General features: G+C 42.3%; 23 protein-coding genes. 19 read left to right on the forward strand and 4 right to left on the reverse strand.

The genetic code is table 11. From position 1 onward, the window contains the following. Positions 1-35: 35 nt before the first annotated feature. Positions 36-1,082, reverse strand: a complete 1,047-nt coding sequence (locus tag C5Z25_RS09160) for a phosphate/phosphite/phosphonate ABC transporter substrate-binding protein (RefSeq protein WP_105452338.1) — start codon at positions 1,080-1,082, stop codon at positions 36-38. A gap of 296 nt (positions 1,083-1,378) precedes the next feature. Here C5Z25_RS09160 and tsaB point away from each other — a divergent pair, with 296 nt between their 5' ends. Genes tsaB through tsaD form a run of 4 tightly spaced genes read left to right on the forward strand, consistent with a single transcriptional unit; the run spans position 1,379 to position 4,173 of the window. Then, entirely contained in the window at positions 1,379-2,104 is a 726-nt protein-coding gene (gene tsaB / locus C5Z25_RS09165) for a tRNA (adenosine(37)-N6)-threonylcarbamoyltransferase complex dimerization subunit type 1 TsaB (RefSeq protein WP_105452339.1), read from the forward strand. Beyond that, positions 2,088-2,669, forward strand: coding sequence for a ribosomal protein S18-alanine N-acetyltransferase (gene rimI / locus C5Z25_RS09170; protein ID WP_105452340.1), 582 nt, complete (start codon positions 2,088-2,090; stop codon positions 2,667-2,669). The genes tsaB and rimI (C5Z25_RS09170) overlap by 17 nt, the downstream gene beginning before the upstream one ends. Next, entirely contained in the window at positions 2,662-3,123 is a 462-nt protein-coding gene (gene rimI, locus C5Z25_RS09175) for a ribosomal protein S18-alanine N-acetyltransferase (RefSeq protein WP_105452341.1), read from the forward strand. The genes rimI (C5Z25_RS09170) and rimI (C5Z25_RS09175) overlap by 8 nt, the downstream gene beginning before the upstream one ends. 12 nt (positions 3,124-3,135) lie before the next feature. Next, positions 3,136-4,173 carry a tRNA (adenosine(37)-N6)-threonylcarbamoyltransferase complex transferase subunit TsaD gene (tsaD, locus tag C5Z25_RS09180; RefSeq protein ID WP_105452342.1) on the forward strand — a complete coding sequence of 346 codons (1,038 nt, stop codon included), beginning with the start codon at positions 3,136-3,138 and terminating at the stop codon, positions 4,171-4,173. Between the two features lie 107 nt (positions 4,174-4,280). Here the strand turns inward: tsaD and C5Z25_RS09185 are convergent, their stop codons facing one another. Then, a complete protein-coding gene (locus tag C5Z25_RS09185) occupies positions 4,281-6,263 on the reverse strand; it encodes an ABC-F family ATP-binding cassette domain-containing protein (RefSeq protein ID WP_105452343.1) in 1,983 nt (660 codons plus the stop codon). Positions 6,264-6,429: 166 nt separating this feature from the next. Here C5Z25_RS09185 and C5Z25_RS09190 point away from each other — a divergent pair, with 166 nt between their 5' ends. Next, positions 6,430-7,086 carry a redox-sensing transcriptional repressor Rex gene (locus C5Z25_RS09190; RefSeq protein WP_105449886.1) on the forward strand — a complete coding sequence of 219 codons (657 nt, stop codon included), beginning with the start codon at positions 6,430-6,432 and terminating at the stop codon, positions 7,084-7,086. Between the two features lie 52 nt (positions 7,087-7,138). Here the strand turns inward: C5Z25_RS09190 and C5Z25_RS09195 are convergent, their stop codons facing one another. Beyond that, positions 7,139-7,774, reverse strand: a complete 636-nt coding sequence (locus C5Z25_RS09195) for a CPBP family intramembrane glutamic endopeptidase (RefSeq protein WP_105452344.1) — start codon at positions 7,772-7,774, stop codon at positions 7,139-7,141. A 190-nt stretch (positions 7,775-7,964) separates the two neighbouring features. Here C5Z25_RS09195 and groES point away from each other — a divergent pair, with 190 nt between their 5' ends. The 5 genes from groES (at position 7,965) to C5Z25_RS09220 (ending at position 14,464) form a co-directional block, all read left to right on the forward strand. Continuing rightward, the gene (gene groES / locus C5Z25_RS09200; protein WP_105452345.1) at positions 7,965-8,249 is read left to right on the forward strand and encodes a co-chaperone GroES; all 285 of its coding nucleotides are present in this window, start codon (positions 7,965-7,967) and stop codon (positions 8,247-8,249) included. Between the two features lie 55 nt (positions 8,250-8,304). Further along, positions 8,305-9,930 (forward strand): chaperonin GroEL, encoded by a 1,626-nt coding sequence (groL, locus tag C5Z25_RS09205; RefSeq protein ID WP_105452346.1) that lies wholly within the window; start codon positions 8,305-8,307, stop codon positions 9,928-9,930. Positions 9,931-10,155: 225 nt separating this feature from the next. Next, positions 10,156-11,991, forward strand: a complete 1,836-nt coding sequence (locus C5Z25_RS09210; RefSeq protein WP_105452347.1) for an APC family permease — start codon at positions 10,156-10,158, stop codon at positions 11,989-11,991. A gap of 162 nt (positions 11,992-12,153) precedes the next feature. Then, a complete protein-coding gene (locus tag C5Z25_RS09215; protein ID WP_105452348.1) occupies positions 12,154-13,251 on the forward strand; it encodes a glycosyltransferase family 4 protein in 1,098 nt (365 codons plus the stop codon). 313 nt (positions 13,252-13,564) lie between these two features. After that, positions 13,565-14,464, forward strand: coding sequence for a phosphate ABC transporter substrate-binding protein (locus C5Z25_RS09220; protein ID WP_105452349.1), 900 nt, complete (start codon positions 13,565-13,567; stop codon positions 14,462-14,464). 118 nt (positions 14,465-14,582) lie between these two features. Here the strand turns inward: C5Z25_RS09220 and C5Z25_RS09225 are convergent, their stop codons facing one another. Next, positions 14,583-15,224 (reverse strand): YigZ family protein, encoded by a 642-nt coding sequence (locus tag C5Z25_RS09225; RefSeq protein ID WP_105452350.1) that lies wholly within the window; start codon positions 15,222-15,224, stop codon positions 14,583-14,585. A 67-nt stretch (positions 15,225-15,291) separates the two neighbouring features. Between C5Z25_RS09225 and C5Z25_RS09230 the strand changes: the two genes are divergently transcribed. The 9 genes from C5Z25_RS09230 (at position 15,292) to C5Z25_RS09270 (ending at position 26,260) form a co-directional block, all read left to right on the forward strand. Continuing rightward, the gene (locus C5Z25_RS09230; RefSeq protein ID WP_105452351.1) at positions 15,292-16,644 is read left to right on the forward strand and encodes an ATP-dependent helicase ComFA; all 1,353 of its coding nucleotides are present in this window, start codon (positions 15,292-15,294) and stop codon (positions 16,642-16,644) included. Next, on the forward strand, positions 16,607-17,281 hold the full coding sequence (locus C5Z25_RS09235; RefSeq protein ID WP_105452352.1) for a ComFC family protein: 675 nt from the start codon (positions 16,607-16,609) through the stop codon (positions 17,279-17,281). The genes C5Z25_RS09230 and C5Z25_RS09235 overlap by 38 nt, the downstream gene beginning before the upstream one ends. 132 nt (positions 17,282-17,413) lie before the next feature. Continuing rightward, positions 17,414-17,980, forward strand: a complete 567-nt coding sequence (hpf, locus tag C5Z25_RS09240; protein ID WP_105452353.1) for a ribosome hibernation-promoting factor, HPF/YfiA family — start codon at positions 17,414-17,416, stop codon at positions 17,978-17,980. Positions 17,981-18,174: 194 nt separating this feature from the next. Further along, entirely contained in the window at positions 18,175-20,538 is a 2,364-nt protein-coding gene (gene secA, locus C5Z25_RS09245) for a preprotein translocase subunit SecA (RefSeq protein WP_105452354.1), read from the forward strand. A 92-nt stretch (positions 20,539-20,630) separates the two neighbouring features. Then, a protein-coding gene (gene prfB / locus C5Z25_RS09250; RefSeq protein WP_105452355.1) for a peptide chain release factor 2 occupies positions 20,631-21,747 on the forward strand; the annotation gives its coding sequence in 2 pieces (ribosomal slippage) (positions 20,631-20,702 and positions 20,704-21,747; 1,116 coding nt in all). A gap of 178 nt (positions 21,748-21,925) precedes the next feature. Next, the gene (locus C5Z25_RS09255) at positions 21,926-23,101 is read left to right on the forward strand and encodes a PDZ domain-containing protein (RefSeq protein WP_105452356.1); all 1,176 of its coding nucleotides are present in this window, start codon (positions 21,926-21,928) and stop codon (positions 23,099-23,101) included. A gap of 5 nt (positions 23,102-23,106) precedes the next feature. Beyond that, the gene (locus C5Z25_RS09260; protein ID WP_105452357.1) at positions 23,107-23,832 is read left to right on the forward strand and encodes a response regulator transcription factor; all 726 of its coding nucleotides are present in this window, start codon (positions 23,107-23,109) and stop codon (positions 23,830-23,832) included. Beyond that, positions 23,825-25,216 (forward strand): two-component system histidine kinase PnpS, encoded by a 1,392-nt coding sequence (gene pnpS, locus C5Z25_RS09265; RefSeq protein ID WP_105452878.1) that lies wholly within the window; start codon positions 23,825-23,827, stop codon positions 25,214-25,216. The genes C5Z25_RS09260 and pnpS overlap by 8 nt, the downstream gene beginning before the upstream one ends. 168 nt (positions 25,217-25,384) lie before the next feature. After that, positions 25,385-26,260, forward strand: coding sequence for a phosphate ABC transporter substrate-binding protein PstS family protein (locus C5Z25_RS09270; protein WP_105452358.1), 876 nt, complete (start codon positions 25,385-25,387; stop codon positions 26,258-26,260). Positions 26,261-26,265: the final 5 nt, after the last annotated feature.

The raw sequence follows: 26,265 nt of genomic DNA on the forward strand, positions 1-26,265 counted from the left end.
GTTCCTTTCATGATGCTTATTAGATACTGAGTGGTTTAATAACCAACTAGTTTATGGGTTGGGGCATACCATTTATCATTAACCTTAACTAATTGTGATTTGTTAGATTGCTTAGGGAATAATTTTGGTGTTTTAGCACCAGGTGCTGAGAAAATGGCTTTATTTTGAGCAAAAGATTTTGAAGTGAATTCATCCGCAATCTTCTTTTGGTCAGTTTTGCTGAGTGTCTTCGTATTGTAAACCCATGGTCCTTGTTGTACGGGCATTTTTGCGATGTCGACGACTTGTTGACCCTTAAGGGTATCGAATGGTGCTGCCGCATCGTCTTTAACAGTAAAAGTTGAGCCAAGCTTATTCCATGAACCGCTAGTCACTTTGAGGTATGGCATTAAGTCAGTATCATCAAAGGCTGCAACGTCAACATCGCCCTTGATTAAGTTCACAGCAGAACCTTGATGAGAGCCGCCGTAAAGGACTTTACTGAAGAATTCACCATTTTGAGTTAAGGTATCTTTGTCCTTACTCTTAATCTTGAATTCGCGTGTTAATTCAGCGGTTGGTACTAAGAAACCGGAAGTGGAACTATTGGAAACATAGGACATCCGTTTGCCTTTGACATTTTTTATGCTATATTTGCCGTCGACTTGGTACTTGTGCGCGTCTTTTTGTTGTACCATTAGGTAAGAATTGTATGAGGCGTCTTTTAAAGTGCCTTTGGCATCAGATTGGGCGGCAAAAGGTTGCACATCTTTGCTAAGGTGGTTGGCTTGGATATAACCATTGGCGCCCATGTAAGCAACTTGAGCTTTACCTGAAGCAATGGCTTGAATCGCAACATTATAATCAGTGGTTGTTTGTAATTGGACTGTCTTACCGGTGACTTTTTCGATGGATTTTTTCAAAGCTGCTCGTGAGCCAGAAAAACTTTTAGCAGATTCATTAGGATAGAAGACCACAGAAATAGTCCCTTTATTGGCACTGCTACTTTTCTTAGTACTAGTGCCACTAGCACAACCGGCTAAGCCTAACCCTAAAACTGAAATCATTGAAACCCCTAAAAGTGACTTACTAATCTTTGACATAATTTCAAATACCTCCAAGTAATTTAGTTACCTGTGTAGCATATCAAGTGAATGTAAAGGTGTTTACAAGTATCGGTGAATAATACGTATAAGTTATGTAAATGAAGTTTACCGATTAATTACATCGTAAATATTTAGGGAGGAAATCAGGGGATTGAGTGGTGCTAAGATTATATTTTTTGTAAAAAGTTGATGATTTGCTTATGAGTCACTTGAAAACAAAGGGATAGCTTTCAAAGTAAGCAAATTATGATAAGATATGTGAAGTAATTCAAAATGAGGAGCTTTTTAAAATTATGAAGGTGTTGGCAATTGATACGTCCAACCGACCGTTAAGCGTGGCTGTTTTAGAGGACACTAAAGTTCTTGCCACAACGACAACTAATGTTGGTCGCAATCATAGTAGTACGTTATTACCAATTATTGAAGCGACAATCACGCAGGCGGGCTTAACCGCAGCGGCATTGGATCGCGTGGTAGTGGCCAAGGGACCCGGGTCATATACCGGATTACGAATCGGGGTCACGACTGCCAAGACACTAGCCTATACGTTAGATAAAGAACTGGTAGGTATTTCTAGTCTTGCGGCTTTGGCTGGCAATGTGGTTGAAGAAGGACAATTAGTGGTACCTGTGTTTGATGCCCGACGTGATAATTTATTTACGGGATTATATCGGATTGTGCATCAACGACCAGTGTCGGTGATTGCAGACCAGCATGTGAGTGTAACCGAGTGGTGTCAACAATTAATCGCATATCAAGAATCAATTGTCTTTATTGGTGCGGATGTGGCAATAACGCAAGCGACGCTCAGTGCGCAACTTGGTGATCGGTTTGTTCGCGCCCAACCACAATTAGATTTACCGCAAGCAGCTGTACTTGGTTTATTAGGCTTAACGGCCACTCCTGTGCAACAGCTACACAATTTTGTGCCCAATTACTTACGGCTAACGCAAGCAGAACGCGAATGGCTAGCCAAACATCCGAAAGAGGACCATGCCCCATATGTTGAGAAGATTTAAGCAGTACTTTCAGAGAGTAACGAAAAACCGTAGTCAACGCCGTCAAAAAATAATGACGATTGATAATCACGTTGTGCAAGTTGGTCCGACCGGGTACTATGTCTCGCGGGCCCTGATTACAGATGTCCCAGAGATGTTAGCCATTGAGCGCGCCGTTTATGCGGGCAAGACCCCTTGGGACGAAAACGCCTTTAAGACTGAACTGCGTCGTCAAAGTGGTCGTTTTTATATTGTTATGCGTCATGAAGATCGGCTGTGTGCCTTTTGTGGATGTGCTTTTGATGATCGGCGTCAAGATGCGCATATTACGAATATTGCCGTTCATCCTGATTTTCAAAATCAAGGGTTGGGTCGGTACATGATGACAACGATGATTGAACGAGCTGGGTATTTAAATTATCGGACGGTGACCTTAGAGGTTCGGGCTAGTAACGTGAACGCACAACGTTTATACACTAGTTTGGGATTTGAAAAGACCGGCATCAAGAAACGGTATTATTTTGGTGATCATGAGGATGCGCTTGATATGACGTATCATTTACCGGTAGCCACTGCTAATGACTGAGCGGCAGTTAATTGCCAGTTCGGTTTATGCAACTGAATCAGCTGTAGCTAAGCTGTGTTATGAGTTAGCCCAGTTAGCTTATCCTCAAGGTGCGCCTTGGCGGTTAGCAACTTTTGCAGCAGATTTGGCAATGCCCCAATCACTTTATCAGCTCTTAGTGGTGAGGGGGCAACCAATTGGATTTATCAGTTTGACGATAGTGTTGGATGAAGTTGAAATTACTAATGTGGCCATTGTGCCTGCCTATCAAGGCCAAGGCCATGCGACATTCATGTTGCAGACCGTCTTACGCCAGTTACCCATAGCTAGTCAGGTTTTTTTAGAAGTTCGTGATAGTAACCACACTGCGCAACGGTTATATGCTCGGTGTGGTTTTTCGAAACTATCGACGCGGAAGGCGTATTATCAGCAACCGCGTGAAGATGCATTAATTATGCGAAAAATTATTAATTGAGGATGATAACGCGTGGAAAAGCAAAATTTAATTTTAGCCTTTGAATCTAGTTGTGATGAAACGAGTGTTGCCGTGATTGCGGATGGACAAACGATTCTGTCAAACGTGATTGCGACTCAAATTAATAGTCACAAACGATTCGGTGGTGTGGTGCCAGAAGTTGCTAGTCGCCATCATATTGAACAAATTACCTTATGCATTGAAGCGGCATTAACAGAAGCTAAGGTCACATATGATGACTTAGATGCTGTTGCAGTGACGTACGGTCCAGGCTTAGTGGGCGCATTGTTGGTCGGAGTAAATGCGGCTAAAACGGTGGCCTATGCCCATCATTTACCTTTAATTCCAGTTAATCATATGGCCGGGCATATCTATGCAGCCCGGTTTATTAAGCCTTTTGAATTTCCGGTAATGGCGTTACTCGTTTCCGGTGGGCACACGGAATTGGTGTATATGCAAGCGGACGGTCAGTTTGAAATCATCGGTGAAACCCGAGATGATGCGGCTGGTGAAGCTTATGATAAAATCGGTCGCGTTTTAGGTGTGCCCTATCCAGCTGGAAAAGTAATCGACGAAATGGCTCATCAAGGCCAAGATACGTTCAAATTTCCACGTGCCATGATTGATGAAGATAACTTTGACTTTAGTTTTAGTGGCTTAAAGAGTGCCTTTATCAATACGGTTCATCATGCCGATCAGATTGGTGAAACTTTGGATAAGAATGATTTAGCGGCTAGTTTTCAAGCTAGTGTGGTTGATGTTTTAACGAGCAAGACGATGCGCGTTTTAGAAAAGTATCCCGTTAAACAATTGGTATTGGCTGGTGGAGTTGCGGCTAATCAAGGACTACGTGAACGGTTACAAAAAGTTCTGCCAACCAAGTTTCCGAACACTGAATTATTATTAGCACCTTTAAAATTATGTGGTGATAACGGGGCCATGATTGGCGCAGCTGCTTATGTGCAATATCAACACCAGCAATTTGGTGATGCAACGTTAAATGCTGATCCTAGCTTAGAATTTGATTGGATGCCCAATATGGTCCACTAAAAAATGAGTGGGGATACATTTTGACACCCTCGATGACCGATACTAAAACAATCACCGCAAGAAGTTGTGAATTCTTGCAGTGATTGTTTTAGTATCGGTCTTTTATATTAAGCTAGGTTTTCCAAGGCTTCAGCTTGTTCAGTCCAGTCGTTTTCAGCTTGTTCGTGTGCTGCGTTAACTTGTTCCAATTGTTGTTGAAATTCTTGTAATTTTGTCGCATCAGCAAAGACGGCTGGTTGGGACATTTGTTCTTGAATTTCTGTAGCCTTAGTTTCTAAGTCGCTCATTTGTTGTTCTAGCGCGGCAACTGAACGTTCTAACTTACGCTTAGTCCGTTGTTGTTGTTTGCTGGCTTGATAGGTTTGTTGTCCCTTGGACTGGGTCACCGGCGTACCGGCTTCACTAATGGCTGTAGCTGCGTTAATTGCGTCATTAGCTGCAGCCTCGCTAGCTGCCAATTCGGCTAACTCAGCTTGTTCTTGCTTTTTATCAATATAATAATCATAGTCACCTAAGAACAGTTCCGTGCCAGTTGGGGACACTTCAACAACACTGGTGGCAACTTGATTAATGAAATAACGGTCATGTGAGACGAATAAGAGGGTCCCGTCAAAATCGTTAAGCGCAACTTCTAATACCTCACGACTGTCAATATCCAAGTGATTGGTCGGTTCGTCTAGGATTAAAAAGTTGTCATTTTCCATGGCTAACTTGGTCAGCAGTAAGCGTGCCCGTTCGCCCCCAGATAAGGAACCGATTGATTTATCGACATCGGCACCAGTAAACAAGAAACTACCTAAAATGGTTCGAATATCTTTTTCGGGAGTGGTAGCATGTTCGTCCCAAAGTTCACTAAGGACGGTTTTTTTAGCATGCAAATTTTTTTGTTCCTGATCGTAATAACCGGTAACGACATTGGTGCCAAAGACCGCTTGCCCTTTAATAAATGGAATTTGACCTAGAATACTTTTCAGAAGGGTTGATTTACCAATCCCATTGGGACCCACGATGGCAATTGCTTCATGTTTTTTGATATTTAATGTGTCCGGTGATGACAAGATTTGATCTTGATAGCCAACCGCCGCATCTTTGACAGTTAAGACAATGTTGCCACTCTGTTTGGCTGCATGAAAGCCAAAGTGGGCGGTTTTTTCATCACCTTCGGGGCGGTCCAAACGCGTCATTCTTTCGAGTTGTTTTCGTCGTGATTGGGCCCGCTTGGTGGTTGAGGCTCGTACGATATTCCGATTGACAAAGTCTTCTAATTTATTGATTTCGGTCTGTTGTTTTTCATAATGCTTCCATTCCGCTTGAATGCGAGCCGCTTTTTGTTGGACATATTGATCATAATTACCGGTATAATGTACCATTTCATGATGAGATAAATCGTAGACTTCATTGACGACCCGATCTAAGAAGTAGCGGTCATGACTCACAATTAGCAAGGCGCCCGTGTAGGATTGAAGATAACTTTCGAGCCAAGTGAGCGTTTCAACGTCCAAATGATTGGTTGGTTCATCCAAAATGAGTAAATCACGTTTTTCTAATAGTAGTTTGGCGAGAGCCAGCTGAGTTTTTTGGCCTCCCGATAGCTCAGTAACGGATTTGTCATAAACATCAGCATTGAATTGAAAACCATGCAAAACACCCCGGATTTCAGCCTGGTAACCGTAACCATTTTTTTGTTGAAATTCAGTTTGAACCTGGTCATAGGTCTTTAGTGTTTGCTGGTAAGTCGGGTCATCAGCAATAACTTCAGGATCACTTAATTGGGCTTCTAACCGGTGCATTTGAGCTTCTAGTTGATGTAGTTCAGCGAAGACACTGCTCATTTCTTCCCAAATCGTATGGGCACTGTTTAAGCCTTGATCTTGAGCCAAATAGCCGATGGTTAAGCCTTTACGCATTGAAATTTGACCTTCGTCAGGAACGGTTTCACCGGCAATCATTTTTAATAAGGTTGATTTACCAGCACCGTTGCGACCAACTAAGGCGACGCGCGCATGGTCTTGAATATCTAATTGTACGTTATCGAACAAGACATCAGCGCCAAAACGCCGCATGACTTGTTGTACTTGTAGTAAAATCACGTTTTTTTAAACTCCTTTCGAGGTGGATTCGTCAAATAATTGTAGCATATTGTCGTTGTTAGCCCTAGTGAAAGGGAATAATAAGTAAATATTATTTCACAAAGTGGCCTGTTATGCTAGAATAGTGTCAGCAAATTCACAAACTTTTGATAAGGAGGGTCGTCAAATGGCAGAAACAAAAATTCCACGGGCAACGGCCAAGCGGTTACCGATATACTATCGGTATTTGAACATTTTATTAGATGCTGACAAGAAACGGGTTTCGTCAACGGAGCTGTCAGAAGCAGTTAAAGTTGATTCAGCTACGATTCGACGAGATTTTTCATATTTTGGGGCATTAGGCAAACGCGGGTATGGCTATGATGTTGAAAAGCTCTTGGCATTTTTTAAGAAAATTTTAAATCAAGATACGTTGACTAACGTGGCCTTGATTGGGGTCGGAAATTTGGGTCATGCGTTACTTAATTTTAATTTTCATAAAAATAGCAATGTCCGTATTTCAGCAGCTTTTGATGTTAACGAATCAATCGCTAATACGGTTCAAAGCGGCGTTCCCGTCTATCCAATGGCGGAATTAAAGAAACAATTAATTGAACAACAAATTGAGATTGCCATTTTAACGGTGCCAACTTCAGTCGTTCAAGACGTTACGGATGAACTAGTTGATGCTAACGTTAAAGGGATTATGAACTTTACGCCGTTACGCATTTCAGTGCCTGAGACTATTCGGGTTCAAAATGTTGATTTAACGAATGAATTGCAAACCTTAATTTATTTCATTGAACATTATGGGGAACAGCTTGGCGATAAATCAGCTGAATAATATTTAGTTAGCAAAAGACGCAACCAAAAAATGGTTGCGTCTTTTAGTCATTCTAAGTTAAAAATAAAGGTAAGACTGCGACAACATTCATCAAAATATGCGCAATCATTGAGGTTTGAATGCGACCGGTGTGCCGGTACAGCCAACAAAAGAGGAGTCCAATAAAGGCATATAAAATTAAGTGTCCATCCGCATGAGCAAAACTAAATAGTAAACTAGAAATAACAGCGGCACCGACTGTTCCAGTAACCGTCGTTAGGTTACCGAAGATAACTTTACGAAAGACGATTTCTTCCATAATTGGCGCCCCAACGAGCACTGCCAGTAAGAAGAAGGGATATTTCTGGCCAATGGTGAGTAACGTGTTGGTATTGGCCGAGGCCGTTGACTGGCCGAGCAGTTGTGTCAAGCGTAGAATAACGACTTGACCGGCAAGCACTAAGACGACTCCGATAAGCCCCCATAGAACCGTACTGACCCAATTCTTAGGCTGTTGTTCGACAGCATTAGGCGTTTTAGTTCGCCAGGCGAGCCATACTAAGATGATAGCGCCTAGTAAGTAATCCAAGGTTTGAATTAAGAAAATCCAAGATCCAAGCTGATGAAATCCTTGGGCTAATAAAGTGGGTAGGGCATAGATAATAAAATAGACGATTAAAACCGTCAGCGATTGGCGTCGATTAGCCATTAGCTCACGTCCTTTAACAATAAAATTTCGAGTCAGATTTGACTTAAGTAAGTTCATTATAATCGATTTGACTTTCTTTGACTAATTATTGACAAATAACTTGCATTCTTAAATTAAAATGATATAGTTATCTTTGTGATTAGCACTTGATGTTTGTGAGTGCTAAAAAAGAATAAATGGAGGGATTCACGTGTTAAAACCATTAGGTGATCGTGTCATCTTACAACAACAAGCAGAAGAAGAACAAACGATTGGTGGTATTGTTATTGCCAACAATGCTAAGGAAAAGCCACAAAGTGGTAAGGTTGTTGCTGTATCTGATGGCCGGATTTTAGATAACGGTTCAAAGGTTGCACCAAGCGTGAAAGTCGGCGATCAAGTATTGTTTGACAAGTACGCAGGTACTGAAGTTAAGTATGAAGGGTCAACTTATCTAGTCTTACACGAAAAAGATATTGTCGCGGTTGAAGACTAATCCATTTAACTGATAGTAATTAAAACAAAATTTATTTATGAGGTGAATACAAATAATGGCTAAAGAATTAAAATTCTCTGAAGACGCACGTTCAGCAATGCTCAAAGGTGTTGACCAATTAGCTAACACTGTTAAATCAACTTTAGGTCCTAAGGGTCGTAACGTTGTATTGGAAGAATCATACGGCTCACCAACCATTACTAATGATGGGGTTACGATTGCTAAGGCAATCGAACTTGAAGATCATTTCGAAAATATGGGTGCTAAGTTAGTTTCTGAAGTCGCTTCAAAAACTAACGATATTGCCGGTGATGGGACCACTACCGCAACGGTATTGACTCAATCAATCGTCAACGAAGGCATGAAGAACGTCACTGCTGGGGCTAACCCAGTTGGGATTCGTCGCGGGATTGAAGCTGCAACGAAGACTGCTGTTGACGCCATGCATTCAATGGCCCATGAAGTTAAGACGCAAGAAGATATTGCGCAAATCGCAGCCGTTTCTTCAGCTAGCCAAGAAACTGGTAAGTTGATTGCGGAAGCCATGGAAAAAGTTGGTCATGATGGCGTTATCACCATTGAAGAATCACGTGGTGTTGATACTAGCTTGGACGTGGTTGAAGGTATGCAATTTGATCGTGGTTACCTATCACAATACATGGTTACCGATAACGATAAAATGGAAGCTGATTTAGACAATCCTTACATTTTAATTACCGACAAAAAGATTTCTAACATCCAAGATGTTTTGCCATTACTACAATCTATTGTGGAACAAGGCAAGCCATTGTTAATTATTGCGGATGACATTTCTGGCGAAGCTTTACCAACCTTAGTGTTAAACAAAATGCGTGGGACTTTCAACGTGGTTGCGGTTAAAGCACCTGGTTTTGGCGATCGTCGTAAGGAACAATTGCAAGATATCGCGGTATTAACTGGTGGGACTGTCATTACTGATGACTTGGGTCTTGAATTGAAAGATGCAACTATCGATCAATTAGGTCAAGCTAACAAAGTAACAGTTACCAAAGATAACACGACTATCGTTGAAGGTGCCGGCGATAAAGATGCCATCAGCGAACGGGTTGAATTTATCCGTAACCAAATTGCTGAAACCACTTCTGATTTCGACAAAGAAAAATTACAAGAACGTTTAGCTAAATTAGCTGGCGGAGTTGCCGTTGTCCGTGTTGGGGCCGCAACTGAAACTGAATTAAAAGAACGTAAGTACCGGATTGAAGATGCTTTGAATGCGACCCGTGCTGCCGTTGAAGAAGGCTTCGTACCTGGTGGTGGGACTGTCTTTGTTAATGTTATCAAAGCCGTTGATGCTTTGAAAGAAACCGGTGATGTTCAAACTGGGATTAACATTGTTAAGCGCGCACTTGAAGAACCAGTTCGGCAAATTGCTGAAAATGCTGGTTTAGAAGGTTCAGTTATCGTTGAAAAGCTTAAGGAACAAAAGCCAGGCGTTGGTTTCAATGCTGCAACTAACGAATGGGGCGACATGATTGCTGCCGGAATCGTGGACCCAACCAAGGTTTCTCGTTCAGCATTACAAAATGCTGCTTCAGTTTCAGCGTTATTATTAACGACTGAAGCCGTTGTTGCTGAAAAGCCAGCTCCAGAGGCACCCGCAGCACCTGCAGCACCAAACCCAGGTATGGGCGGTATGATGTAAGCTTGCTGTTCAAAACACCTACTCAGTCGAGTAGGTGTTTTTTTATGGTCGACTACTGGAATCAGCTGGGGACGCAACTAAATGGCTGTGAGTTCTGTGAGTAACAGCAAAAAAAATAATGTGATGGTCGAAACGTGTAGTATTTACTAATTTAAAGTAGTAAAATCTAGTTTGACTTATCACTTACTTGAAAATAATTATTTTGTGGATAAAGGAGTTATTAGCATGTGGCGTTATTTAAAACGGTTGCTAATTGGTAAACCGTTAAAAACCATGGATGAGGGTGGGCAAGCACTCACTAAGTTCAAGGCACTGGCGCTGCTGTCCTCAGACGCGCTTTCATCAGTGGCTTATGGTACTGAGCAGATTACGACTGTCTTGATTACTTTGTCAGCGGCAGCTTTGATGTATCAATTATATGTGGCAGCTTTAGTTTTAATTTTGTTATTTGCCATTACGATGTCTTATCGACAAATCATTAGAGCCTATCCATCTGGTGGTGGGGCTTACGTGGTTGCAAGTACGAACTGGGGCCGACCAGCAGGGTTAGTTGCTGGGGGGTCGTTGTTGGTTGATTATATGTTGACTGTGGCAGTTTCTGTAACTTCTGGAACCGAAGCTATTACGTCGGCGGTGCCAGCGTTGGGGCACTACCAAGTTTTGATTTCGGTGTTAATTGTAATAGCTATTATGGCTTTAAATTTACGTGGAATGCGTGAATCTGCGGCGTTCTTAACTTTCCCCGTGTATTTCTTTATTATTATGATTGTTGGGATGATCATGTGGGGAATTATGAATATTGCCAGTGGTAACTTAGATTATCATGCGTCAGCGGCAATGGGCGCACCTGTGCAGGGGATGACCTTAGTGCTGTTCTTCCGTGCTTTTTCATCGGGGTCATCATCGTTAACTGGGGTGGAAGCCATTAGTAATGCGGTGCCTAATTTTAAACGACCAAAGCGGCGTAATGCTGCCAATACGTTAGCGATTATGGCAATTATTTTGGCAGTTTTCTTTGGTGGGATTACTTACTTGAGTTATTTCTTAGGCATTAAACCACAGGCTGGTAATACGGTCTTATCACAAATTGGGGCTGCAGTATTTGGACATGGTTTGTTTTACTACTTGTTACAATTAGCAACGGCGTTAATTTTAGCAGTTGCTGCCAATACAGGTTTTTCAGCCTTTCCAGTGCTAGCTTACAATTTAGCTAAAGATAAGTTTTTGCCGCATGCCTATATGGACCGTGGTGATCGGTTAGGGTATTCCAATGGGATTATCTCCCTAGCGGTTGGCGCGATTGCGTTGATTTTTATTTTCCATGGGAAAACGACCTTGCTGATTCCGCTATATGCAGTCGGAGTCTTTGTGCCGTTTACCTTATCGCAATCTGGTATGATTATCCATTGGTTACGTGAACGAGGCCAATGGTGGTGGATGAAGGCGGCCGTTAACTTGTTAGGCGCCTTAATTTCTTTAGTATTAGTTGTTTTCTTATTTGCCTTACATTTTGGCAACGTCTGGCCTTACTTAATTGTGATGCCACTCTTACTGTATATGTTCTATCGGATTCATGTGCATTATAATCGCGTTGCTGCCCAGTTACGGGTGATTGCTAAAGAAAAAGCGGAGTTATATGATTATGATGGTGCGACAGTCATCGTCTTGGTTTCGAATGTGACACGAGTGACGGCTGCAGCGGTTAATTATGCCCGGTCGATTGGTGATTATGTGATTGCCATGCATGTGTCGTTTGATGAAAATCCTGAAAAAGAGCATAAGACAGCGGCTGAGTTTAAGTCGACTTTCCCAGATGTTCGATTTGTGGATATTCATTCATCTTATCGGTCCATCGCAACGCCTACCTTACGTTTTTGCGATGTGATTGCGAAGCGGGCGGCGGAACGTAATTTTTCAACCACGGTTTTGGTGCCACAATTTGTGCCGAAAAAGCCTTGGCAGAATATTTTGCATAACCAAACGAGTTTACGATTGCGAGCAGTTTTGAACTCGCGTGAAAATATTATTGTTTCAACGTATAATTATCACTTAAAAGAGTAATTAGCTAACGACGCGGTGATGGCTTGGCCATTTACCGCGTCGTTTTTGGCTAAATTGTGAATGAAATGTGTTGCCTTTCCTAAGTTTCATTGAATCAAGTTGTCAAGGCCGACAGAGATTTGTATAATTATCAATAAGTAATGAGAGAGGGGTTGCGCGCAAATGATTAAATTTGAAATCTTAGTCTGTTTAATGGCGACAATGATGATCTCGGCCATCTTAACGCCGTTTGTGCGAAAACTTGCGTTTAAAATTGGGGCAGTCGATAAACCGAACAGTCGCCGAGTCAATAAAATTTCAATGCCAACTATGGGTGGACTTGCCATTTTTATCGCCTATACCATTGGGACCACCATGCTCTATTTGATGCACCAATTTCCAAGTCGCTTGTTTTTTGCATTATTGGGTGGCGAAGTGATTATTTTAGCAACTGGGATTATTGATGATATTTTTGAATTAAAACCGCGTCAAAAGATGTTAGGAATTACGCTAGCGGCCTTAGAGGTTTACTTCATTGGTGGCATTAAGATGACAACGTTTACGTTCCCGTTTATTGGTTTAATTCACTTTCATTGGATGAGTTTGCCAATTACGCTACTGTGGATTTTAGCCATTACGAATGCCATCAATTTAATTGATGGCTTGGATGGGTTAGCCACCGGGGTTTCAATTATTGCTCTGAGTACTACTGGGGTGATTGGCTTCTTCTTCTTAAACGCTAATACGTTTGTGTCCCTATTGATTTTTACATTAGTAGCGGCAATGCTGGGTTTTTTACCCTATAATTTTTTTCCGGCCCGTATTTATTTAGGAGATACTGGGTCGTTGTTTATTGGATTTATGACGGCCGTATTTTCGCTATTTGGTCTAAAGAATGTCACTTTAATTTCAGTGGGGATTCCAGTAATGATTTTAGGGGTCCCGATTACGGATACGGTTTATGCGATGATTCGCCGGATTTTAAACAAAAAGCCAATCTCGCAGGCGGATAAGCACCATCTTCACCATCGGTTAATGCAATTAGGCTTAACCCATCGGCAAACCGTCATGGTGATTTATGGGATTGCCCTGATTTTTTCGTTTATTTCGTTGCTTTACCCAATCTCATCAATTGGCGGATCGATTTTATTAACGATTGGGTTATTGCTAGGACTAGAACTGTTTGTTGAAGCCATTGGTCTGGCTGGGGATCATCGACAACCCTTGCTTAATTGGATTAAGCGAACAGTGGCACGCTTTACGTCTAAGAGTAATCATTAATTAAAGGCTTGATTTTTTACAGATTGGTTGACCAGTAATGGTGAGCCAATCTGTTTATTTTTTTAGCAGCAGCTAAGTTTACTTAAATAGCCTTTACGAAAACAATACAAGGGATTTACATAATCGTTATTCTGAATTTACAAAGGAACGGTAGTATTGAAACTGTTCCAATAGCAATCAATGAACTGTTCAAATCAAACGGTGATCATGCTCGTATCACATTTAGCACTTCCTACCCAGACTTGCTATTTTGATTTAGCCGCATTGATTGCTTTAATTATGACAGTCAAAATTAAAAAGGGGAGTTTCGATTATGAAAAAAGCAGTGACATTAGGGGCGCTAGCCGTAACAATGACCATCTTATTAGCTGGTTGTGGGAGTAGTTCGGCAACTAGTACTAAGGCTACCAGTAGTAGCAGTAAGGCTAAGACTACTAAGATTGTGGCGACTGGTTCAACCGCGTTGCAACCATTAGTTGAACAGGCTGGACAAACGTTCCAGAATGCTCATTCTAATGTGACGATTAATGTGCAGGGCGGTGGCTCTGGGGCTGGTTTGAGTCAAGTGGCCAAGGGCTCAGTCAATATCGGTAACTCTGATTTATTTGCACAAGAACAAAAAGGATTAGATGCTAAAGGTCTAGTTGATCATAAAGTTGCTGTTGTTGGGATGGCACCAGTTGTCAATAAAGATGCGGGTGTGACTAATGTTTCGAAGGCGCAACTTGTTCAAATTTTCCAGGGTAAAGTAACCAATTGGAAAGATGTCGGTGGTAAAGACGAAAAAATTACCGTGGTTAACCGAGCCCAAGGTAGTGGCACGCGTGCAACTTTCGAAAAATGGGGACTAGATAACGCTAAAGTTGCGACTAGCCAAGAACAAGATTCGAATGGGACCGTACAAAAAATTGTTTCGACCACGCCGGGGGCAATTAGTTATTTAGCCTTTTCATATGTTAAGACGGATGTTGAAGCACTATCAATTGATAACGTTAAACCAACTGAAGCGAATGTTGCCAATAATAAGTGGAAGATTTGGGCGTATGAACATATGTATACTAAGGGACAACCAACTGGTGAATTGAAGACCTTCTTGACCTATATGACTTCAAAGGATGTTCAAGGTAGTTTAGTTAAGAAATTAGGTTATATTCCATTGACTTCAATGAAGGTTGACCGGGGTGTTTCGGGTGAAATTAGCACTTTGAAATAACCGTTGTGTAGGGTTTAAGTAAACTAAAAAGGCTGTGAAACCAAATTGGTTTTACAGCCTTTTTGTATGCCGAGAGAATAAAAGGTTGATAGCTAAAATGTGGAAAATACTGGTGGTCTTAGGTCATTTTAACCGGAACTTCGTTAAATTGTTCACCTTGATTCGTAAAGGTGGCTTGGCCACTTAATAAGTTAGTGAGGTCAGTTTGAGTTGCCATTAATTGATTGCTGTCAACGGCAATCGTTAAGCTGATACCAACGCCATAATCAGTTGTGAGCGTGACGAGCTTTTGTTGACTGAGATAATGATTAAGACGATCTAGTTGATGGTAGCCAATCTTAATGGCTAACCTAGTTTGCAAGATTCGTTGCACTTTGCCAACCTGTTGGATAGCCTGTGCAGGAGTACCATTATAGGCCCGAATTAAGCCGCCAGCTCCTAATTTAATGCCACCAAAGTAACGGGTGACGATGGCTAAAACATCGTGGACTTGATTCAACTTTAAGGCTTCTAAAATTGGTACGCCAGCTGTGCCAACCGGTTCGCCATCATCGCTCATCCGTTGAATATGATCATCGGCGCCGAGCAGATAGGCAAAGCAATGATGATTGGCTTTCGGGTTTTCAGCGCGAACAGCGGCTAGTTTAGCTTGAACCATGGTTTCATCAGTTAGCCGGTAAAGATGAACAATGAAACGTGATTTTTTAATCGTTTGTTCAAAAACAAAATCATGAGCAATGGTGTAGTACGGAATGCTCAAAATAAATCAGCTCCTTTAAAGTAAGTTAATTGTGAATGCGTAATTGACTAGTGAGGGGGATGAATTAATGCAAGTGAATGAGTTATATGGTCGCCAGCTTAATCTAACAGTCGCTCAGGCTAGCGACTTACCAGTTAATACGCAACGTTTTGCGAGTATGCAAGTGACCACTAGTTTAGTGCAATGTCAACGTTGTCATAGTCGGTTAAAGCGTGCATGGGCACAATTACCCAATCAACAGTATTACTGCTATCAGTGTTTGAATCTGGGCCGGATTAGCACCCTAACTTCACTGTATCATATTCCGGAACCTAATGACTTTCCTAAGCGGCCTAAATTAACTTGGACTGGTACGTTAACCCCACAACAAACCGCTTGTGCAGCAACTATTCAGGATAAGTTTGCGACACATCAACACCACTTACTTTGGGCAGTTACGGGCGCCGGCAAGACCGAGATGTTGTTTCCGGGGTTAGCTTGGGCATTGGCACAAGGCTTGCGAGTTGCAGTGGCTTCACCACGGGTTGATGTTTGCTTAGAACTATACCCGCGGTTACAGGCAGCTTTTGCTGGCTTGGATATTGCCTTACTACATGGGCGACAAACCGAGCCTTATCGTTATTGTCAACTGACCGTTTGTACTACACATCAATTGTTGCGATTTCGAGCGGCTTTCGATGTGTTAATTATTGATGAAGTAGATGCGTTTCCATTTGCTGCTAATCCACGTTTGACTTATGCCGTGACGCAAGCCTTAAAAACAACGGGGGCATTATTATATTTGACAGCCACGCCTAGTCGAGCGTTGCTGTGCCAAGTACGACAGCATCAGTTAAGTATCAGCTATTTGCCATTACGATTTCATCAGCATTTATTACCGGTCATTAAGGTAACCCTACGGCCCAATTGGTGGCGTCAAATTAAACACGGCCAGTTACCAACCTTGTTACGACACTGGTTACAGGAATATGCGCATACGCAGCGTCGATTTTTATTGTTTGTGCCCCGAGTCAGTCAACTGACATTGGTTCAGGCGGCCGTGCAACAAAATATTCCGGAATTAACCGGTTTAACAGTGCATTCAACTGATCCTGACCGGTTGGCGAAAGTTCAGAAGATGCGTTCGGCGACAGTACAATATTTAATTACGACGACGATTTTAGAACGTGGCGTGACGTTTCCTGGTATTGATGTGATTGTGTTAGGTGCTGATGATACCATTTTTTCAACGGCAGCGTTAGTTCAGATTGCAGGGCGCGTAGGTCGTTCAAAAGAGCGGCCCACTGGCTTAGTGCGTTTTATTTGTAGCAGTTACGCACGGCCAGTCAAACAAGCCCAACGCCAAATTAAGCAAGTTAATCGGAAAGGTCGGCGCTTACTAAATGAACTGTCTACTGTGTCAACGACCGTTACAACCTGACTTAACCTTGTCATGGCTGTTAAGTTGGCGGCCACTAGTCCAACCAGTTGTTTGTGTGGCATGCTGGCAACAATTTCGGCCGATTGCCGCAACTAGTGCGTGTATCAGCTGTGGCCGCGCCCAGACAACGCGGACGCAATGTCGTGACTGTCAGCACTGGAATCAACCTGAATTTTACAATCAAGCGTTATTTGAATATAATTCTGCAATGCAAGCGTACTTTAAGCAATATAAATTTAAAGGTGATTTTCGATTACGGCAAGTTTTTGCAGCGGTGTTACAGGCTCGGCTAGTTCAGTTGCAACCAACGCTTATGGTAACGATTCCGGTGACACCGGCGACGATGCTAACACGCGGCTTTAATCAAGTGACCGGCTGGCTAGCTAATGGGGAAAATCAGAGCTGGTTACAGACGGCAGCGATTGTGAAAACGATTGCGCAATCGGCAAAAAAACGAGAGGACCGCTTAGCAACCCCACAACCGTTTGCCTTAAGTCCGACGACACCTAAGCTTCAGGATCAGACTATCGTAATTGTTGATGATGTGTATACGACTGGGCGAACTATTCGGCATGCAGCTGATTTATTGTTGGAAAACGGCGCAAAAAGGGTAATTGGGTTAACTTTATCACGATAATTATAATGAAAGGCGCATTTAGATTGTTTATTATAGCGCTTTCTATTATAATAAAAACAAGCAAAGTAATAGAAGAGTGGTCCTTTGATTACTTTGGGTACACAGTAATGTGTGTGAAGGGAGAGAAGATCTATGCTTAATTTTAATATTCGCGGTGAAAATATCGAAGTGACACAAGCTATTCGTGACTATGTTCAAAAACGGGTGGGTAAATTACAAAGATTCTTTGACAATAACGTTGATTCAATTGCCCACGTGAATTTAAAAGTTCATCCGGACAAAACTGCTAAAGTTGAAGTAACTATTCCACTTCCCTATTTAGTTCTCCGAGCAGAAGAAACTTCTCCTGATATGTATGCGAGCGTTGATTTGGTAACCGATAAGTTGGAACGTCAAATCCGTAAGTATAAGACCAAAATCAACCGGAAGTCCCGTGAAAAGGGCTTCAAAGCGATTGATTTTGCAGCGACTGATGAAACCGTTGCAGCTGCTAATAATGATCAGGACGATAAGTTGGATGTTGTGCGTACGAAACGGGTTTCTTTGAAGCCAATGGATAATGAAGAAGCCATTTTACAAATGGACATGTTAGGTCATGATTTCTTTATCTACGAGGACGCAGAAACCGACGGCATTAACATCGTTTATCGGCGTAATGACGGTCGCTACGGCTTGATTGAAACCGGCGATGATCAATAATATCAAGATGTAAATCAAGAACTGGTCATTGACCAGTTCTTTTATTTTACAAATAAAACGGTCGGTATCGGTTTCATTGAAAGCGTGTGGTTTTCATTGACCTTAAAAAATGTTAAAATGACAGATGGTATTTTATTTTGAAAATAGACTAAAGTAACAGTAATTAAGAATTATTATTTGGAGAGGATACGGAAATGGCCAACATTTTAAAACGCTGGGTTGAAAGCGACAAGCGCGTCATTCGGCGTCTTGACAAAATAGCGAATCAAGTTGAAACTTACGCTGACGAATATGCCAAGCTGAGTGATACCGACTTACAAGCTAAGACACCGGAATTTCGTGAACGATACAAGGAGGGCGAATCACTTGATGATTTACTCCCGGAAGCATTCGCTACCGCCCGTGAAGGCGCTAAACGAGTGCTTGGGTTATATCCGTTCCACGTACAGATCTTAGGTGGTATTGTGTTACATCAAGGTGATATTGCCGAAATGAAGACTGGTGAAGGGAAGACCTTAACGGCCACCATGCCAGTTTATTTGAATGCAATTTCTGGCGACGGTGTGCACGTGGTCACGGTTAATGAATACTTATCAGCCCGTGATGCAACTGAAATGGGTGAACTTTACAATTGGTTAGGGATGAGTGTGGGCATTAATGGTGCTGACAAGTCGCCGGAAGAAAAGCGTGCTGCTTATAATTCGGATATCACTTATTCAACCAATGGTGAAATTGGATTTGATTATTTACGTGATAACATGGTGGTTTATCGTGAAGACATGGTGCAACGACCATTGAATTTTGCGATTATCGATGAAGTTGATTCAATTTTAATTGATGAAGCTCGGACACCTTTAATTATTTCAGGACAGTCTGAAGGCACCACTGGCATGTATAAGCGTGCTGACCGCTTTGCGAAGACCTTAACCAAGGAAACTGATTATAAAGTTGATTTGGAATCTAAAACGGTCGCTTTGTTGGATGATGGGATTCGAAAGGCTGAGAAGTATTTCGGCCTGAAAAACCTTTATGATACTGATAATACGGCGTTAAATCACTACTTAGATGAAGCCTTACGGGCCAACTATATCATGTTGAAAGATAAAGATTACGTGATTCAGGACGGTCAAGCTATGATCGTGGATTCCTTTACGGGTCGGATTATGGATGGCCGGCGTTTCTCAGATGGCTTACATCAAGCGATTGAAGCCAAAGAACACGTTGAAATTCAAGAAGAAACTAAAACGATGGCCAACATCACCTATCAAAACTTGTTCCGGATGTATAAAAAGCTTTCTGGGATGACTGGGACGGCTAAAACAGAACAAGAAGAATTCCGTGAAATTTATAATATGGAAGTTATTAGTATTCCAACGAACCGACCAATGGTCCGAGATGACCGGTCGGACTTACTCTATCCGACGTTACGGAGCAAGTTTAATGCGGTTGTTAAAGAAATCACGGAATTGTACCAAAAAGGTCAACCGATGTTAATCGGGACAGTAGCCGTTGAAACGTCTGAATATTTATCACAACGTTTAGACGATGCTGGCGTGCCACATGTGGTTTTAAATGCGAAAAACCATGCGCGTGAAGCTGATATTGTTGCTAATGCTGGTCAACGAGGTGCCGTAACCATTGCCACCAATATGGCTGGTCGAGGAACTGATATTAAGTTAGGACCAGGCGTTAAAGAACTTGGTGGACTAGCGGTTATTGGGACTGAACGACATGAATCTCGTCGGATTGATAACCAGTTACGTGGCCGTTCAGGGCGTCAGGGTGATCCTGGTATGTCACAATTTTATTTGTCATTGGAAGATGATTTGATGTTGCGGTTCGGTTCAGAACGGATTAAGAACTTCTTGCAACGGATGAATGTTGAAGATGATGATGCGGTGATTCAATCACGGATGATTACGCGGCAAGTCGAATCGGCTCAAAAAAGGGTCGAAGGGAATAACTATGATTCACGGAAAAATGTGTTGCAATATGATGATGTTATGCGGGCACAACGTGAGGTTATTTACGGCGAACGCCAACAAGTTATCATGGAAGAAACAACCTTGAAGCCAGTTATTATGCCAATGGTTAAACGAACCATTGAGCGGACCGTACAATTACACACGCAAGGGGATCAAAAAGACTGGGATTTAGCTGCCATCGTTGATTTTGCACAAGCTGCCATGGTGAAAGAAGATTCGATTAGTGTCGCTGACTTAGAAAACAAGACGCAAGCTGAAATTGAGGATTACTTGATACAACGCGTCGATGTTATTTATGCAGATAAGACGAAGCAACTTTACGATGCCGGTCAAATGCTAGAATTTGAAAAAGTCGTTATCTTACGGGTGGTCGATGCACATTGGACCGATCATATTGATGCGATGGACCAACTAAGACAATCCATTGGCTTACGTGGCTATGGGCAATTGAATCCATTAGTTGAATATCAACGAGATGGTTACCGGATGTTTGAAGAAATGGTTGCGGATATTGATTATGATACAACGCGTCTCTTCATGAAGTCTGAAATTCGGCAAAATATTCAACGTTAATTAAATAGGCAAGTTAAAAACGTAGTTGGGTATGGTCCAACTGCGTTTTTTGCAAAAAATAACTTAAAAATAAGTTGAGAGAAGGGTTCTTTGTGGAGTTAAGTGAATATAAACATTTAATTGAAGAAATGCAGAGTGCTGTCGGTGACTTTAGGGGGTCGCTTTGACTTAGATGCTTTGAATGAAAGCATCCATGAAAATGAAGCTCGTATGGCCGAACCGGGCTTTTGGGATAATCAGGCGACTGCGCAAACCGTTATTGATGAGAACAATGTCTTAAAAGGAAAGTTTGATGCTTATCAGCAGTTAGCTGATGAAGTCGGCGATTTAGCCGTGGCTTACGAATTACTGAATGAAGAACCGGATACTGAGATGCAAGCCGAATTCGAAACTGACTTCGAAAAAGCCCAACATGATTTGCAGCAATATCGGTTGAATCTGTTACTAGATGGGCCTTACGACCGAAATAATGCCATTTTGGAAATCCACCCAGGTGCTGGGGGGACTGAATCGCAAGACTGGGGTGCCATGTTGTTACGGATGTATACTCGGTGGGCCGGTAGTCATCATTTCACTGTTGAAACGGTTGATTATCAGGCTGGCGAAGAAGCTGGTATTAAGAGCGTAACGTTACTCATTAGTGGTCACAATGCTTATGGTTATTTGCGTTCTGAAAAAGGCGTCCATCGGTTAGTTAGAATTTCACCGTTCGATGCTGCTGGTCGCCGGCATACCTCGTTTGCCAGTGTCGATGTGATGCCAGAATTAGATGATAGTGTCGACATTGACATTCGTACGGATGATTTAAAAGTCGATGTTTATCGGGCGAGCGGTGCTGGTGGTCAACATGTCAATAAAACATCATCAGCTGTTCGGATTACCCACTTACCAACTGGAATTGTGGTTGCGAGTCAGGCCCAACGCTCACAGCTACAAAACCGACAGACGGCGATGAATATGTTACGAGCCAAGTTGTATGAACGAGCTGAAGAAGAACGGGCTAAAAAACGGGCTGCAATTCAAGGTGAGCAACTAGAAATCGGTTGGGGGTCACAAATTCGCTCCTATGTTTTCCATCCTTATACCATGGTCAAAGATCATCGGACGAATTATGAGTCGCATGATGGTCAAGGTGTGATGGACGGTGAGTTAGATCCGTTTATTGATTCCTATTTACGCTGGAAGCTAGCTCAAAAAAATCCACAGTAAGGGTGAGACACTAGAGTGACCGACGTCAATGGTTACTTTAGTGTTTTTTTGAGTATTAGGATTATAATTATTAAAGATAAACGTATTAATGACGGTCATTAATGGGAATAAACAAGATTGGTCTGAACCAGTAAAAATGCTATACTAATTTCAGAGTTCAACGTTAGGAGTAACGCACATGCAGGTATTAAAGGTTTTGGAATTATTCTTGGTACAACCGTTGGTCTGGGTCGGCTTGATTCGATGCTATTTGTCGGCCCGACGACGAGTTAAGTATGAGCGACAGACGTTCGGCAGTGCCATTGATGCTCGTTATTTTGAAGAGCGGAATTTCTTTAAATATGGCATCTTGTTGGGGTTGGTGGCGACTGTGATTAGTCTAGCTTTGGGATTGATTGTTTCACCTGTTTGGGTCTTGATTTATGAAGGGCTTGCCGTGATTAGTTTGCTGATTGTGCCTTTCGGTTTGATCCCAATAACTGTTTTTGGACTTAGTTGGTTGCTTTATTGGGGACTTAATCCTAAAGTTACGTTGATGGGACATCAACTTCAACGCGTTGGGGTCACCACAATGAGTTTGAGCAATGGTGTGGTTCTCAGCGGGCTAGTGCTAGTCGTGATATTACTGGCAAGTACGGCGTTTCTATTGACGCGCCATTCGACGCAAGTGGCTTCACCACAAGTTCGCCCAGATCAACGTGGCAAACGAATCGTGAGGTATCGGTGGCAACAGTTATTGGTTTTACCAGTTGGCGTCTTAATTCCCGGTGATTGGTTGCATTCGACGCTTAGTTGGTGGCCCGTTTTTCAAGTGGGTCATCAAAGCTTCGGCCTACTCTTGTTGCCGTTATTACTTGGCATGAGTGCGCAAGTTTATAAGCAAACGCCATCCGTGGCGTGGCACCGTTTGGCGACGCGCTATGGTAGTGTGGCGTTAATCGGGCTGGTTATGGTCATTGGGGCTAAGTTAGTCACACTAAGCCCACAATGGGGTGTTGGATTGATTGGTGGCGTAGTGGTTTTAGTTTGGCTGAGTTTAGCACAACATCGCTATCATGATCGGCACCAACAATTTTGGTTTTCAGATACTGACCAAGGCGTGCGTGTGATTGGCTTACGGCGTCACACGCCTGCTGATAAACTTAATTTGAAGGTTGGCGATATTATTTTAGAATGTAATCGCCAACCTGTGCATACTGAGACGCAATTTTATGCAGCATTATTAAAGAATCCAACCTATGTTCACTTGAAAGTACGCAATGGACAACAAGAATTAATTATAACTGAAACGGCGATTTATAATGGGGCTCCACATGAGTTAGGGATTGTGTTATTCACTGATCAGGAGGATTAACGACCATGGATAAGATTTTAGTGGTAGATGATGAACCAGCAATTGTCACGTTATTATCATATAACTTAAAACAAGCTGGTTATGAAGTTGTGACGGCCACCGATGGGGCGGCGGCGTTAGCTTTGGGTATGCAACAACCGTTTACATGTATTTTATTAGATTTGATGTTGCCTAAATTAGACGGTATGGAAGTGACTAAGCGGTTGCGACAAGAGAAAATTCAGACGCCAATCATTATTGTCACGGCTAAAAGTGATGAATTTGATAAAGTATTTGGTTTGGAATTAGGTGCAGATGATTATATCACGAAGCCGTTTTCACCACGGGAAGTGTTGGCCCGAATTAAAGCAGTGATTCGGCGGATGACACCACCTGATAAGCCGGCAACCGTTCCGATATCTGCGGCACCGACCAGTCGATCGATGACGACTATTGGTGAATTGCAAATTGACCAAGATAAGTATCGGGTGACGCGCAATGGTGAAAATATTAGTGTGACCCCCAAAGAGTTTGAATTACTAGTTTATTTTATTGAACGAGAGGGTCGGGTGCTCAGTCGCGAAGCCATTTTGAATCACGTCTGGGGCTATGATTATGCGAGCGAAACCAGAATTGTGGATATTCATATTTCACATTTACGAGAAAAAATTGAACTAGATCCAAAAAATCCACAATTAATCCGCACGGTGCGTGGTTTTGGCTACGAGTTCGTTGGTGATGAGCATGCATAATCAGTGGCAGCAAACGATGCGTCTGTTAACGTTAGAAAATATTTTGACGTTGTTAATCGGCTTGGTCGTGCTGCAACATTTTTCACCGATTCAGTGGTCATGGCAATTAGTCGGGCTACTAACGTTAGCCATTGTTTTGTTGGCCATTATTGAAGCCAGTATTGTTTGGTTTCAACAGCATGAACGCCAAAAGACGATTGACCGCATGGAAGCTAAATTGCGACAGATGAGTAGTCAGCAATTTCCGCCGCATATTTTATTGCCAGAGAGTGATCCGCTGTATAGTTTATCGCAGGCTGTTAATCAGTTGGAGTCATACCAACGCAATCAGACGCGACGGGCGGAGCTACAAGAAAAAGAATTAATGATGATTATGCGTTATTTGCCAATTGGCGTGATGGTGATCGACCATCATCGACAGGTTCAGTTGTCGAATCCAGCGATGGGCGAATTATTGCAACATTCGATTAATTCAGTGGCGCACCTTTATACGAAAGATATCCAACTGTATGCTTTAACTAAAGTGATTGAAGCGACGATTACCACTAAAAAAAACCAGCGAGCGACGGTTACGCTGACGCCGGCGCCTAATACACAGGTGGTTGAAGCAACCACGGTTTATATTCAAAATAGTCGGTCACACTTTCAGATTGTCTTAATGCTCTACAATATCACTGAAGTTTATATGATTGAACAGATGCAAGATGATTTTGTTAGCAATGCCAGCCATGAGTTGAAAACGCCAATTACGGCAATTGCTGGCTTCACTGAAACGTTGCTAAGTGGCGCAAAAGATGATCCTGCAACCTTGGATCAGTTTTTAAAAATTATTGCAGATGAGAGTCAGCGGTTGATTGATTTGATTCAAGATGTTTTGTCGTTATCACGAATTCGAGCCCAAAATATGACTAACTTATCAATCCATACCGTGCAATTAAAACCGTTAGTTGATCAAGAATTAGCAGTACTACAACAAGCTTTTCAACGGAAAAACATTGCCGTAACGAGTCACCTTGATCCAACCATGACAGTGGTGACTGATGCGCAAAAACTGAGTCAAATTGTCAAGAATTTATTGTCAAACGCGATTAAGTATAATCGCCAAAATGGAACTGTGACCATTAGTGCTAGCAGTACTGATAAGCAATGGTTTTTGAAAGTTCAAGATACTGGTATTGGGATTAGCGCAAATGATCAGCAACGCATTTTTGAGCGCTTTTATCGGGTCAGTCCGTCGCGTTCACAACAAGTCAGCGGTACGGGACTAGGATTAGCTATTGTAAAAGAGCTGGTTAATGCGATGCACGGGCAGATTACGGTAATTAGTCAACGCGGTGTTGGTACCACATTGACGGTCGCTTTACCCATCAAAGTAACTGAGTGAGTTTGGGATATAGAACCCAGGCTCTTTTTTTTGACCTTTTTTAACTGTCAGGCTAGGTCTAACAGTTAAAAATATTTTGACATTTACACAATCTTTACAAAACGTCTATTAAGTATTTACAAAAACTTTGTATTATAGATATTGAGCATGGGTAGGAGGTATTTTGTTATGAAGAAAAGTCGGGTCATCCAATTACTAGGACTGATTTTGATTGGCGTGTTAGTGGGGCTTGGGTACACTCACCGAGTTAAAACCAATACTGGCGAGTCAATCACCGCAGTTGGTTCCACCGCATTACAGCCCTTAGTCGAAGCGGCTGGTGAACAATATAGTTCTGAACATACCGGGATTTTTATTAATGTGCAAGGTGGCGGATCTGGTACGGGTCTAAGCCAAATCCAATCTGGCGCTGTTGCCATTGGTAATTCTGATGTTTTTGCTGAAGAGCAAGCTGGAATTCAGGCGAGTAAGCTTAAAGATCATCAAGTCGCTGTGGTTGGGATTGCCCCAATCATTAACAAGCATACTGGAATCACTAATTTAACTGGGCACCAATTAGACCAGATTTTCACTGGTAAATTAACGAATTGGCGCCAGGTTAGTGGTAAAGATTTGCCAATTGTCTTGATTAATCGCGCGCAAGGGTCGGGAACTCGGAAGACATTTGAGCGGTATGCACTCAATGGTCACAAGAGTGCTGAATCGCAAGAACAAGATTCTTCGGGTTTAGCGCGGTCGATTGTCGCCAGTACACCCGGTGCGATTAGCTATGTCGCCTTTTCATATTTAGATTCTTCAGTGACAACCGTTTCTGTGGATGGCGTGCAACCTACAGAAGCCAACGTCCGACAAAATCGATGGCGAATTTGGTCATATGAACATTTATATACAAGTTTGCAGCCAGATCCATTAACAAAAAAATTTATTACTTATATTCTATCAACCGCTGTTCAGAAAAAATTAGTGAAACAGTTAGGTTATATCTCGGTTCATGATATGCAGGTTCAGCGGAGTGCGACCGGTAAAATTACGACCGTGAAATAAGGAGG

This window comes from Lactobacillus sp. CBA3605, from assembly GCF_002970915.1.
Lineage (GTDB): Bacteria > Bacillota > Bacilli > Lactobacillales > Lactobacillaceae > Lactiplantibacillus.